This is a genomic window from Streptomyces sp. NBC_00523, from assembly GCF_036346615.1.
Taxonomy (GTDB): domain Bacteria; phylum Actinomycetota; class Actinomycetes; order Streptomycetales; family Streptomycetaceae; genus Streptomyces.
Genome location: NZ_CP107836.1, coordinates 5444287 through 5457868 on the forward strand (window position 1 = coordinate 5444287; position 13582 = coordinate 5457868).

8 protein-coding genes are annotated in these 13582 nt (G+C 73.5%); 7 read left to right on the top strand and 1 reads right to left on the bottom strand.

Going from position 1 to position 13582, the window contains the following annotated elements:
* Nucleotides 1–82: 82 nt before the first annotated feature.
* Entirely contained in the window at nucleotides 83–1423 is a 1341-nt protein-coding gene (gene gabT, locus OHS17_RS24885) for a 4-aminobutyrate--2-oxoglutarate transaminase (RefSeq protein WP_330313938.1), read from the bottom strand.
* Between the two features lie 248 nt (nucleotides 1424–1671).
* Here gabT and OHS17_RS24890 point away from each other — a divergent pair, with 248 nt between their 5' ends.
* The 7 genes from OHS17_RS24890 (at nucleotide 1672) to OHS17_RS24920 (ending at nucleotide 13478) form a co-directional block, all read left to right on the top strand.
* Nucleotides 1672–4110: an ATP/GTP-binding protein gene (locus tag OHS17_RS24890; RefSeq protein ID WP_330313939.1), complete on the top strand. Its 2439-nt coding sequence runs from the start codon at nucleotides 1672–1674 to the stop codon at nucleotides 4108–4110.
* A gap of 132 nt (nucleotides 4111–4242) precedes the next feature.
* A complete protein-coding gene (locus OHS17_RS24895; RefSeq protein WP_330313940.1) occupies nucleotides 4243–5811 on the top strand; it encodes a PucR family transcriptional regulator in 1569 nt (522 codons plus the stop codon).
* A gap of 107 nt (nucleotides 5812–5918) precedes the next feature.
* A complete protein-coding gene (locus OHS17_RS24900; protein ID WP_330313941.1) occupies nucleotides 5919–7364 on the top strand; it encodes an aldehyde dehydrogenase family protein in 1446 nt (481 codons plus the stop codon).
* A 203-nt stretch (nucleotides 7365–7567) separates the two neighbouring features.
* Entirely contained in the window at nucleotides 7568–9514 is a 1947-nt protein-coding gene (locus OHS17_RS24905; RefSeq protein ID WP_330313942.1) for an acyl-CoA dehydrogenase family protein, read from the top strand.
* 79 nt (nucleotides 9515–9593) lie between these two features.
* Nucleotides 9594–10829, top strand: coding sequence for a 3-phosphoshikimate 1-carboxyvinyltransferase (gene aroA, locus OHS17_RS24910; protein WP_330313943.1), 1236 nt, complete (start codon nucleotides 9594–9596; stop codon nucleotides 10827–10829).
* A 79-nt stretch (nucleotides 10830–10908) separates the two neighbouring features.
* Nucleotides 10909–12171, top strand: a complete 1263-nt coding sequence (gene dxr, locus OHS17_RS24915; protein ID WP_330313944.1) for a 1-deoxy-D-xylulose-5-phosphate reductoisomerase — start codon at nucleotides 10909–10911, stop codon at nucleotides 12169–12171.
* On the top strand, nucleotides 12168–13478 hold the full coding sequence (locus tag OHS17_RS24920) for a M50 family metallopeptidase (protein ID WP_330313945.1): 1311 nt from the start codon (nucleotides 12168–12170) through the stop codon (nucleotides 13476–13478). The genes dxr and OHS17_RS24920 overlap by 4 nt, the downstream gene beginning before the upstream one ends.
* Nucleotides 13479–13582 lie beyond the last annotated feature (104 nt).

Consider the following 13582-nt stretch of genomic DNA (forward strand, 5'->3'; position numbering starts at 1 on the left):
GGGAGGGGGGACCGATAGCGGGTACGGTATCCCGCCATCGGCCCCCCACCTTTTCTTCACAGGCCCGCACGCGATCCGGGGATCAGAGGCCCGCGAAGGCGCCCTCCAGGACGTCCAGACCCTCGCCCAGCAGGTCCTCGCCGATCACCAGCGGCGGCAGGAAGCGCAGCACGTTGCCGTAGGTGCCGCAGGTCAGGACGAGGACGCCCTCGGCGTGGCACGCCTTCGCGAGCCGCGCCGCCGCCTCCGGGTGCGGGTCCTTCGTGCCCGGCTTCACCAGCTCGATCGCGATCATCGCGCCGCGGCCCCGGATGTCACCGATCAGCCCGCCGTTCGGCAGCTTCGCGCGCATCCCTTCGAGGCGGCCCTTCATGACCTCCTCGATGCGCTTCGCCTTCTTGTTCAGGTCCAGCTCGCGCATCGTCTCGATCGCCCCGAGGGCGCCCGCGCAGGCGACCGGGTTGCCGCCGTACGTACCGCCGAGACCGCCCGCGTGCGCCGCGTCCATGATCTCGGCGCGGCCGGTCACGGCCGACAGCGGAAGGCCGCCCGCGATGCCCTTGGCCGTGGTGATCAGGTCCGGGACGATGCCCTCGTCCTCACAGGCGAACCACTGGCCGGTCCGGCAGAAGCCCGACTGGATCTCGTCGGCCACGAAGACGATGCCGTTGTCCTTGGCGAACCGCTCGATGGCCGGCAGGAAGCCCTTGGCCGGCTCGATGAAGCCGCCCTCGCCGAGCACCGGCTCGATGATGATCGCGGCGACGTTCTCCGCGCCGATCTGCTTGGTGATCTGGTCGATGGCCTGGGCGGACGCCTCCGCGCCGGCGTTCTCGGCGCCGGTCGGCCAGCGGTAGCCGTACGCCACCGGCACCCGGTAGACCTCCGGCGCGAACGGGCCGAAGCCCTGCTTGTACGGCATGTTCTTGGCGGTCAGCGCCATCGTGAGGTTCGTCCGGCCGTGGTAGCCGTGGTCGAACACGACGACCGCGGTGCGCTTGGTGTACGCGCGAGCGATCTTCACCGCGTTCTCGACGGCCTCGGCGCCCGAGTTGAACAGCGCGGACTTCTTCGCGTGGTCGCCCGGGGTCAGCTCCGCGAGCCGCTCGCAGACCTCCACGTACCCCTCGTACGGCGTGACCATGAAACAGGTGTGGGTGAAGTCCGCGAGCTGCGCGGAGGCCCGGCGCACGACGGCCTCGGCGGAGGCGCCGACCGAGGTCACGGCGATGCCGGAACCGAAGTCGATCAGCCGGTTGCCGTCCACGTCCTCGATGATCCCGCCGCCCGCCCGCGCGGTGAACACCGGCAGGGTGGAGCCGACGCCCGCGGCGACCGCCGCGAGCCGGCGGTCTTGCAGCTCGACCGACTTCGGACCGGGGATGGCGGTGACGAGTCGGCGCTCCTGCGGGATTTCGGTCATGCGGGGCTCCTGGGGGTGTTTCGGACGCTTCTTCGTTGTGCAGGCTAGGCGCGGGACCGGGGGCGGGGCATGCTCCGATCGGTAGTGGTCGCGTACGTGTCGTTGTCCGCGACGGACAGAAGGCGGCGCGGGGGTACGGGGCGCGATCCCGGCAGTCACTATCCGGGCGCGTTGCTGAACTCACCGTGTGCGCGCACTAGATTGACCGGTGCAGTGACGGACCTGGCTGGTCAAGGGGGCAACGGTTCATGGACAACGACGGTACGCACGGCGCCTGGGACACGCGGGGCGCGCAGCCGCCCGACGCGCGGGCCGGAGGCTCCGTACCGCGTCCGGCGGGTCCGCCCCCCGCCGCCCCGCCCGCCTACCCGCCCACGGTCCCGCCGCCCGCCCGGCCCCCCGCCGCGCCGGTGCCCCTCGCGCACACCCCGGCCCCGGGCACCGCCTCGCCGACCGCCGAATGGTTCAACGCCCCCCGCCCCGAGGCCGGGCCCGGCGTCTGGCGGTACGGATTCACGCCCCGGCCCGCCGAGCGCCCGCCCCGCCCCTCGCTGGTGGGCCCGGCCGCGACGCTGATCCTCTGGCTGCTCCTGTGGCTGCTGCTCTCGGCCCGCGCCGTCCCCTATGTGTTCAAGCCGATCGAGATCATCACCGGGCCCAAGTGGTGGGTCCTGGGCGGTCTGCGGGAGGACGCGCCGGGCCTGGTGGTCGACTCGACCACCCTGTACTACGAGGTCCTGGTGCTCATTCTGGGCTTCTACGCCGCCCGGCTCGGCGGCTGGGCCCACGTCCTGCGGTACTTCGCCGGCGAGCGGTACGAACGCCTCAGGCTGACGCTTTCGGTGGCCGCCGCGGTGGTGCTGCTATGGCTGGCCTGGACCCCGAAGGTGCCGCTGCTGCTCGTGCTCATGGGGTCGGCGCAGGGCTGGCTGCTCAGCGGCGACCAGCTGAAGGCCACCGTGGCCGCCTACACCTGCTACGCGCTGACCACCGCCATCGTCGTGTGGCCCATCGCCCGGGCCGCGCACTGGGGAGACGCCCTCCGCGACCTCCGCGCCGGACGCGCCCCCGGACGCCCCCAGGACGCGAACGACGCCGCCCCCGCCCCGGCGGACGGCCCCCTGCGCGCCCAGTGGCCCGAGCTGCGTGCGGCCGGCTCCGCCGACGCCGCCGAGGCGCTGACCGCCGCCGTGTACGCGGGCCGGATGAACGACGTGGACTGCGTACGGGTGGGCCACGCCTGGACCGGGGCGCGCGGCCGCCCCGACCGGACGGCCTCCTTCACCGAGACCGTGCTCCGCAAGGGCGCCGACGCCTTCCTGCACCCCTCCGGCCTCCGGGACGTGCCCCGGCGCACCGCCACCCACGACCCGCTCACCGGCCAGGTCCGCATCGGGGAGTGCGCCGACGACCCGCGCAACCCCTACCCCCGCCGGGGCTCCGGCCTGGCGCTGGAACCCGCCTCGCTCGGCACCTCCCTGCTCGCCGTCGGCCCGCCCGGCTCCGGCAAGACCGACCGGATCGTCCGGCCCGTCGTGGAGGCCCTCGCGCTGCGGGCGCTCACCGGCCAGGCCGCGGTGCTCGCCGTCGGCGGGGCGGGCGGCGGGCTCGGCCCGGACGACGCCTACGACGTTGTTATTCGCATCGGCGACCCCGCGTCCCTGCACGACTTCGACCTGTACGGCGGCACCACCGACCCGGACGAGGCCGCGGCGGCCCTCGCCGAAGGGCTGGCCGGGGACATCCCCGCCCTGGAGACCCGGCGCGCCGCGACCGCCCTCGGGCAGCTGCTCGGCCCGTTCCGCACGGTCCACGGCCGCTTCCCCTCCGTACCCGAACTGCGCGAACTCCTCGAAGGCTCCGCCGCCGCGCTCGGCGCCCTGCGCCAGGCCCTGGAGGCCGGGGGACACCAGGCGATGCTGCGCGAGCTGGAGGCCCGGGCCCGCCAGGCGGGCGGCGGCACCGACCCGGCCGCCGTCCTGGCCGACCGGATCGCCACGCTGGACCGGCCCGCCTTCGCGGGGTTCTTCGCCACCGGCGAGGACGCCCGGCCGTTCTCGCTGCGCTCCCTGGGCCGCCACCCGCTGCGGGTCCGCGTCGACCTGCCGGAGCGGGGCCACGCCGAGGCGTCCCGCATCCTGGCCCGCCTGGTGCTCGCCCAGTTCAACGCCGTCACCGCCGCCCGCACCGACCGCTCGCTGTTCGTCTGCCTCGTCCTGGACGACGCCACCCACACCGTCACCGCCGACACCGTCCGGGGCATCCGCCGCCTCCGGTCCGTCAACGCGGGCGCGGTCCTCGCCCTGCGCACCCTGGACGACGTGCCGGAGGGGCTGCACGCCGCGCTGCTCGGGGCGTTCGGCTGCGCCATGGTCTTCCCCGGCCTCACCACCTGGGACGGCAAGCGCTTCGCGGAGGCGTGGGGGAAGGAGTGGGTGGAGGTCCGCGAGGTCGCCCAGCACGGCGTCTTCGCCGACCAGCCGCTCACCCGCGCCCTGCACTCGCTGCGCAAGATGGCCACCGGCAAGGCCGTCACCACGGACGCGGTGACCGTCCGCCAGGTCGAACGGGAGCGGTGGTCCGCCTCCGCGCTCGCCTACGAACTGCCGCACGGCCACGCGGTGCTCTCCCTGACCACCGTGGACGGCGAGCACATGCCCCCGCTGCTCGTACGGCTGGCCGGCTGAGGGGGGAGGGGCGGCAGGGGCGCGCGGGACACGAGTGGCAGCGGTGACAGGGACTCTGCCACCCTGGCAGAATCCAAGTGAGCCGTTCATACGGGACGGCGAAATCGCCCCCTGCCGAAGGCCCTCACCCCCATGCCGCCCACGCTCGCCTCGCTCGTCCAGCACTCGGCGCTCAAACTCACGGTGCGCGCGGGGGCGGACCGCCTCGGCACCCCGGTGCGCTGGGCGCACGCCAGCGAGCTGACCGACCCCGTCCCCTATATGGAGGGCGGCGAACTGCTGCTGGTCACCGCGACCAACCTGGACGCGGAGAACCCGGAGGCTATGGGGCGTTACGTGCGCAGGCTCGCCGGTGCCGGGGTCGCCGGGCTCGGCTTCGCCGTCGGCGTCAACTACGACGAGGTGCCCCGGCCCCTGATCGGCGCCGCCGAGGAAGCCGGACTGCCGCTGCTCGAAGTGCCCCGCCGCACTCCCTTCATCGCCATCGCCAAGGCCGTCTCCTCGCAGATCGCGGCCGACCAGTACCGCGCGGTCACCGCCGGCTTCGAGGCGCAGCGGGAGCTCACGAGCGCGGCGCTCGCCGGGGACGGCCCCGCCGCCCTCCTCACCCGCCTCGCCGCCCACGTCAACGGCTGGGCCGCCCTCTACGACGCCGCCGGGGCCGTCGTGGCCGCCGCCCCCGACTGGGCGGCCCGCCGCGCCGCCCGGCTCACCCCCGAGGTGGAGCGGCTGCGCGCCCGCCCCGCCCCGGCGAGCATGGTCGTCGGCGACACCGACGACCGGGTCGAGCTCCAGTCCCTGGGCACCGGCCGCCGGGTCCGCGGCGCCCTCGCCGTCGGCACCGGGGCGGCCCTCGGCACCGCCGAGCGGTACGCCGTGCACTCGGCGGTCGCCCTGCTCACCCTCACCACCGCCCGCTCCCGCGCCCTCCAGGGCGCCGAGCAGCGCCTCGGCGCGGCGGTGCTGCGGATGCTGCTCGCCGGTCAGCCCGACCACGCCCGCGCGGTCGCCGGGGACCTCTACGGCGGACTGCTCGACGCCCCCTTCCGGCTGCTCATCGCCGAGGGCCAGGACCCCTCGGCCACGGCGCTCCTGGCCGACGCGCTCGACACCGCCGCCGACCGGTCCGGCGAGACCCTGCTGATGGTCCCCGAGGGCGAACGCCTCCTGGTGCTGGCGGCCGACGGCGGAGCCGCGGTGACCGCCTGCCAGGCGTACGCCGAGGCGCAGGACGAGCTGACCCCGCGCGAACCGGCCGCCGCCCAGGAGTCCGACGTCGTGGTGGGCATGTCGGCCCCGGCGGGCCCGGTCGCGGTGTCCGCCGCGTACAAGCAGGCCGAGCAGGCCCTCTCGGTGGCCCGCCGCCGGGGCCGGGCGCTGGTCGAGCACGCGGAGCTGGCCACCGGCTCCGTGCTGCCGCTGCTCGCCGACGACGCGGTGCGGGCCTTCGCGGACGGGATGCTCCGCGCGTTGTACGAGCACGACGCCAAGGGCCGGGGCGATCTGGTCGCCTCCGTGCGCGCCTGGCTCTCGCACCACGGCCAGTGGGACGCGGCCGCCGCCGACCTGGGGGTCCACCGGCACACCCTGCGGTACCGGATGCGGCGGGTCGAGGAGATCCTCGGCCGCTCGCTGGACGACCCGGACGTCCGCATGGAGCTCTGGCTCGCCCTGAAGGTCACCTCGCCCCCTGGCCAATAAGGCGCGCCCCGGCCTCGCTCTGCTCCACCCAGGACAAACGCCAGGCGGCCCCGGCGGCCCTACCGTGGGGGCCGACACACCCCACGCCATCGAAGGGCCGGAACTCCATGACCTCCACCCACGCCTTCTGGCTGGCCGGCCGCCAGGCCACCGGCGAGGAAAGCTTCGACGTCACCAACTCCTGGGACGGGCGCCTCGTCGGAACGGTCTCCGTCCCGACCGAGGCCCAGGTCGAGGAGGCCGTCGCCGCCGCGCACGCCGTGCGCGAGGAGTTCGCCGCGACTCCGGCCCACGTCCGCGCCGCCGCACTCGACCACGTGGCCCGCCGCCTGGCCGAGCGCACCGAGGAGATCGCGCAGCTGATCTCCGCCGAGAACGGCAAGCCCATCAAGTGGGCGCGCGGCGAGGTCGGGCGGGCCGTGTCCGTGTTCCGCTTCGCCTCCGAGGAGGCCCGCCGGTTCAACAGCGGCGAGGCCCAGCGCCTCGACACCGACGCCGGGGGCACCGGCCGGCTCGGCCTCACCCGGCGCTTCCCGCGCGGCACCGTCCTCGGCATCGCGCCCTTCAACTTCCCGCTGAACCTGAGCGCCCACAAGGTCGCCCCGGCCATCGCCGTCGGTGTCCCGATCATCCTCAAGCCCGCCCCCGCGACCCCGGTCTCCTCGCTGGTCCTGGGCGAGCTGCTGGCCGAGACGGACCTCCCGGCCGGGTCCTGGTCCGTCCTCACCGTCCCCAACGACCGGATGCCCGCCCTGGTCCAGGACGAGCGGCTGCCCGTGATCTCCTTCACCGGGTCCGCCTCCGTCGGCTACGCGATCATGGACTCGGTGCCCCGTAAGCACTGCACGCTGGAGCTCGGCGGCAACGGCGCCGCCGTCGTCCTCGGTGACTACGCCTCCGACGAGGATTTGGACTGGGCCGCGACCCGCATCGCGACCTTCTCCAACTACCAGGGCGGCCAGTCCTGCATCTCCGTGCAGCGCGTCATCGCCGACGCCGCCGTGTACGACCGGCTGCTGCCGAGGATCGTCGCCGCCGTGGAGGCCCAGGTCACCGGCGACCCGTCCGACCCCACCACCGACGTCGGCCCGCTCGTGGACGAGGCCGCCGCCCGGCGCGTCGAGTCCTGGGTGGACGAGGCCGTCGCGGCGGGCGCCCGGCTCCTCGCGGGCGGCAAGCGCGACGGGTCCACGTACGCCCCGACCGTCCTCGCCGGACTGCCCGACGGCGTCACCCTCGCCACCGAGGAGGTCTTCGGGCCGGTCCTGTCCGTGCAGAAGGTGAACGGCGAGGCCGAGGCGTTCGCCGCCGTCAACGCCTCCCAGTACGGGCTCCAGGCGGGCGTGTTCACCCATGACATCCAGGCCGCCTTCCGCGCCCACCGCGCGCTGGAGGTCGGCGGCGTGATCATCGGCGACGTCCCCTCGTACCGCGCCGACCAGATGCCGTACGGCGGAGCCAAGCAGTCCGGCGTGGGCCGCGAGGGCGTCCGCTACGCGATGGACGACTACACCTACGAACGCGTCCTGGTCCTCACCGGCCTCGCGCTCTGACACCCACGCGGACGCATGCCGCATCCGGCGGCGGGCACTGGAGTGGCGACCGACCCGATCGGCGCCCCGGGGCTGGTCGGGGTGGCAGGAATCGGGTACATACGGACGAGTAGAACCGGACAGGTACGCACGGGCGGGACGGACCCCGCCGCCCGTGCGCCTGCCGGGTCCGCCCACCCGACGACGCGGCGAGGTGAGCCCTCATGTCCGCTCCATCCGCACAACAGCCCACGCCCAAGGTCACCGAACGCGAAGCGCGCCAGGTGGCCGAGGACGCCCGGGAACAGGACTGGCGCAAACCCAGCTTCGCCAAGGAACTCTTCCTCGGCCGCTTCCGCCTGGACCTGATCCATCCGCACCCGCAGCCCGCGGGCGAGGACGTCCGGCGCGGCGAGGAATTCCTCGCCCGGCTCCGCGAGTTCTGCGAGACCCGGGTCGACGGCGCCCTCATCGAACGCGAGGCGAAGATCCCCGACGAGGTCGTGCGCGGCCTCAAGGAACTCGGCGCGCTCGGCATGAAGATCGACGTCAAGTACGGCGGCCTCGGCCTGACCCAGGTCTATTACAACCGGGCCCTCGCCCTGGCCGGCTCCGCGAGCCCCGCGATCGGCGCGCTGCTCTCGGCGCACCAGTCGATCGGCGTGCCGCAGCCGCTGAAGACCTTCGGCACCCAGGAGCAGAAGGACGCCTTCCTGCCCCGGCTGGCCCGTACCGACATCTCGGCGTTCCTCCTCACCGAGCCGGACGTGGGCTCCGACCCCGCGCGGCTCGCCACCACCGCCGTCAGGGACGGGGACGACTACGTCCTCGACGGAGTGAAGCTGTGGACCACCAACGGTGTCGTCGCGGACCTGCTGGTCGTCATGGCCCGCGTGCCGAAGTCACCGGAGGGCAAGGGCGGCATCACCGCCTTCGTGGTCGAGGCGGACGCCCCCGGCATCACCGTCGAGCACCGCAACGCCTTCATGGGCCTGCGCGGCATCGAGAACGGCGTCACCCGCTTCCACCAGGTGCGGGTGCCCGCCGCCCACCGCATCGGACCCGAGGGCGCCGGGCTCAAGATCGCGCTCACCACGCTCAACACGGGCCGACTGTCGCTGCCCGCGATGTGCGTCGGCTCCGGCAAGTGGTGCCTGAAGATCGCCCGCGAGTGGTCCGCCGTCCGCGAGCAGTGGGGCAGGCCGGTCGCCCGGCACGAGGCCGTCGGCTCCAAGATCGCCTTCATCGCCGCGACCACCTTCGCCCTGGAAGCCGTGGTCGACCTCGCCTCGCAGATGGCCGACGAGGACCGCAACGACATCCGCATCGAGGCGGCGCTCGCCAAGCTGTACGGCTCCGAGATGGGCTGCCTGATCGCCGACGAACTGGTCCAGATCCGCGGCGGACGCGGCTTCGAGACCGCCGCCTCCCTCGCCGCCCGGGGCGAACGGGCCGTGCCCGCCGAGCAGATGCTCCGCGACATGCGGATCAACCGGATCTTCGAGGGCTCCACGGAGATCATGCACCTGCTGATCGCCCGCGAGGCCGTCGACGCCCACCTCAAGGTCGCCGGCGACATCATCGACCCCGACAAGCCGCTCTCCGCCAAGGCGAAGGCGGGCGCCAACGCGGCCGGCTTCTACGCCAAGTGGCTGCCCAAGCTCGTCGCGGGCCCGGGCCAGCTCCCCACCACCTACGCCGAGTTCAACCCGGCCGGCCACCCGGACCTGGCCACGCATCTGCGATACGTCGAACGCGCCTCGCGCAAGCTGGCCCGCTCCACGTTCTACGCGATGTCCCGCTGGCAGGGCCGGATGGAGACCAAACAGGGCTTCCTCGGCCGGATCGTGGACATCGGCGCCGAACTCTTCGCGATGAGCGCCGCCTGCGTCCGCGCCGAGCACCTGCGCGCCACGGACGAGCACGGCCGCGAGGCGTACCAGCTCGCCGACGCCTTCTGCCGCCAGGCCCGCATCCGCGTCGAGGAGCTGTTCACCCGGCTCTGGTCCAACACCGACGACCTGGACCGGCGCGTCGTGGAGGGCGTCCTGTCCGGCACGTACGGCTGGCTGGAGGAGGGCGTGGTCGACCCGAGCGGCGAGGGCCCCTGGATCGCCGACGCCACCCCCGGCCCCTCCACCGAGGAGAACGTCCACCGCCCGATCCGCTGAACCGCCGTGCACCGCGGGGCGCGTCCAGTCGCTGGACGCGCCCCGCCGCATGGCCCGGTTCACGGCAGGATGGACGCCCGTGACCGTCATCCACGTCCCCGGCTCCAAGTCCGTCACCGCGCGCGCCCTCTTCCTGGCCGCCGCCGCGAACGGCCGCAGCACGCTCGTACGCCCGCTGCGCTCCGACGACACCGAGGGCTTCGCGGCCGGGCTCACCGCGCTCGGCTACGAGGTCGAGCAGGAGGCGGACGCCTGGCACATCACCGGCCGCCCCGCCGGGCCCGCCGCCACCCAGGCCGACGTCTACTGCCGTGACGGGGCCACCACCGCCCGGTTCCTGCCCACCCTCGCGGCGGCCGGCGCCCGCGGCAGCTACCGCTTCGACGCTTCCGCGCAGATGCGCCGCCGCCCCCTCGCCCCGCTCACCGAGGCCCTGCGCACCCTCGGCGTCGACCTGCGCCACGAGGAGGCCGAGGGCCACCACCCGCTGCGCATCGAGGCCGCCGGCATCAAGGGCGGCGAACTCACCCTGGACGCCGGGCAGTCCAGCCAGTACCTCACCGCCCTGCTCATGCTCGGCCCGCTCACGGAGACCGGGCTGCGGATCACCGTCACCGACCTCGTCTCGGCGCCCTACATCGAGATCACCCTCGCGATGATGCGCTCCTTCGGCGCCCGGGTCACCCGCAGCGGCCCCGGCGGCACCCTCTTCACCGTGGAGCCCGGCGGCTACCGCGCCACCACCTACGCCGTCGAACCCGACGCCTCCACCGCGAGCTACTTCTTCGCCGCCGCCGCCCTCACCGGCCGCGAGATCACCGTGCCCGGACTCGCCGAGGGCGCCCTCCAGGGGGACCTGCGGTTCACCGACGTCCTGCGCCGCATGGGCGCCGACGTCACCATGAAGGACGGCGCCACCACGGTCCGCTCGACCGGCACCCTCAGCGGCCTCACCGTCAACATGCGCGACATCTCCGACACCATGCCCACGCTCGCCGCGATCGCCCCCTTCGCCTCGGGGCCCGTACGCATCGAGGACGTCGGCAACACCCGCGTGAAGGAGTGCGACCGGCTGGAGGCGTGCGCGGACAACCTGCGGCGCATGGGCATCACGGTCACCACGGGCCCCGACTGGATCGAGATCCGGCCGGGCACGCCCGGGCCCGTCGAGATCGAGACCCACGGCGACCACCGCATCGTCATGTCGTTCGCCGTCGCGGGGCTGCGCACCCCCGGCATCACGTACGACGATCCGGGCTGCGTACGCAAGACGTTCCCCGGCTTCCACGAGGCGTTCGCCGCCGCCACCCGCTGACGGGGGGAGCGCGGGGACGGGGGACACGGACGGGTCAACCCGGGACACCCTGTCCCCGCGCACAGGGGGAGCGGCGACAATGGGGCGCATGACCGACAGCCCTGCCCCTCTCGCAGACCCGCACCTCGTCTTCGACGCCGTGGAAGGACGCCGGGATCTCGTCATCCTCGGCTCCACCGGGTCCATCGGCACCCAGGCCATCGACCTGGTGCTGCGCAACCCCGACCTCTTCCGCGTCACCGCGCTGTCCGCGGCCGGCGGCCGGGTCGCCCTCCTCGCCGAGCAGGCCCGCCTGCTGAAGGTGCGCACCGTCGGCGTCGCCTCGCCCGAGGCCGTACCCGCCCTGCGCGAGGCGCTGCGCCAGGAGTACGGGGCGGGCGAGCCGGTCCCCGAGATCCTCGCCGGACCGGACGCGGCGACGGAACTGGCCGCGAGCGACTGCCACACCGTGCTCAACGGGATCACCGGCTCCATCGGTCTCGCCCCGACCCTCGCCGCCCTCAAGGCGGGGCGCACCCTGGCGCTCGCCAACAAGGAGTCCCTGATCGTCGGCGGCCCCCTGGTCAAGGCGCTGGCCGCGCCGGGGCAGATCATCCCCGTCGACTCGGAGCACGCCGCGCTCTTCCAGGCGCTCGCCGCCGGCACCCGCGCCGATGTGCGCCGGCTCGTCGTCACCGCGTCCGGCGGCCCCTTCCGCGGCCGCACCAGGAGCGAGCTGGCCGAGGTCACCCCCGAGCAGGCCCTCGCGCACCCGACCTGGGCCATGGGGCCGGTCATCACCGTGAACTCGGCCACTCTCGTCAACAAGGGCCTCGAAGTCATCGAGGCGCACCTGCTCTACGACATTCCCTTCGACAGCATCGAGGTCGTCGTCCACCCCCAGTCGTACGTGCACTCCATGGTCGAGTTCACCGACGGCTCCACGCTCGCCCAGGCCACCCCGCCCGACATGCGCGGCCCGATCGCCATCGGCCTCGGCTGGCCGCTGCGCGTCCCGGACGCGGCGCCCGCCTTCGACTGGACGAAGGCGGCCACCTGGGAGTTCTACCCGCTGGACACCGAGGCCTTCCCGTCCGTCGGCCTCGCCCGGCACGTCGGCGCGCTCGGGGGCACCGCGCCCGCCGTGTTCAACGCGGCCAACGAGGAGTGCGTCGACGCGTTCCTGTCCGGGAAGCTGCCCTTCAACGGCATCATGGACACGGTCACGGCGGTGGTGGGCGAACACGGAACACCGGAATCGGGAACTTCTCTCACCGTCGCGGACGTACTGGAAGCGGAGACCTGGGCGCGGACCCGGGCCCGGGAACTCTCGGCCAAGGCCATTGCGGAGGCACGTGCATGAGCATGACGACGATCCTGCTGACGGTCCTCGGCATCGTGATCTTCGCCTTCGGCCTGCTGTTCTCCATCGCCTGGCACGAGCTCGGCCACCTGTCGACGGCGAAGCTCTTCGGCATCCGCGTCCCCCAGTACATGGTCGGCTTCGGCCCGACCATCTGGTCCCGCAAGAAGGGCGACACGGAGTACGGCATCAAGGCCATCCCGGCCGGCGGCTACATCCGCATGATCGGGATGTTCCCGCCCGGCGCCGACGGGAAGCTGGAGGCACGCTCCACCTCGCCCTGGCGGGGCATGATCGAGGACGCCAGATCAGCCGCCTTCGAAGAGCTGGAACCGGGCGACGAGAAGCGCCTCTTCTACACGCGCAAGCCGTGGAAGCGCGTGATCGTCATGTTCGCCGGACCCTTCATGAACCTGGTCCTGGCCGTGGTGATCTTCCTCGGTGTCGCCATGTCCTTCGGCTTCCAGACCAACACCACCGAGGTCGCCGGCGTCCAGAAGTGCGTCATCCCGCAGAGCGCCGAGCGCGAGACCTGCAAGAAGTCCGACGCCGTCTCGCCCGCGCAGGCCGCCGGGCTGAAGAAGGGCGACAAGATCGTCGCCTTCGACGGCCAGCGGATGGACTCCTGGGACACCCTGTCCGACCGCATCCGCGACACCATCGGCCCCGCCACCATCACGGTCGAGCGCGACGGGCAGGAGAAGGACCTGCACGCGGTCCTCCTGAAGAACGCCGTCGCCAAGAAGGACTCGCACGGCGAAGCGGTCGCCGGCGAATACGTCACGGCCGGCTACCTCGGCTTCGCCGCCCAGACGAAGATCCTCCCGCTCTCCTTCGGCGACTCGGTCGTCCGCATGGGCGACATGGTGGAGAACGGCGTCGACTCGATCATCGCCCTCCCCTCCAAGATCCCCGCCCTGTGGGACGCCGCCTTCGGCGACGGCGAACGCGCGGCGGACTCCCCGGTCGGCGTCGTCGGCGCGGCCCGCATCGGCGGCGAGGTGATGACGCTGGACGTCCCGGCGGAGAGCCAGATCGCGATGATGCTGTTCCTGCTGGCCGGCTTCAACCTCTCGCTCTTCCTCTTCAACATGCTCCCGCTGCTCCCGCTCGACGGCGGCCACATCGCGGGGGCCCTGTGGGAGGCGCTGCGCCGGAACACGGCCCGGGTCTTCAAGCGCCCCGACCCCGGCCCGTTCGATGTCGCCAAGCTGATGCCCGTCGCCTACGTGGTCGCCGGGGTCTTCATCTGCTTCACCCTCCTCGTCCTCGTCGCCGACGTGGTCAACCCGGTCAAGATCACCTGACCGGGGCGCGTCGGACGCGCCCGGTGCACCGCGAGTGACCGGCGGTGTGCGGGGTGCGTCCGACGGGCCGACATTCCGTACGGGGCCGGACGCGGTGTGCTCCC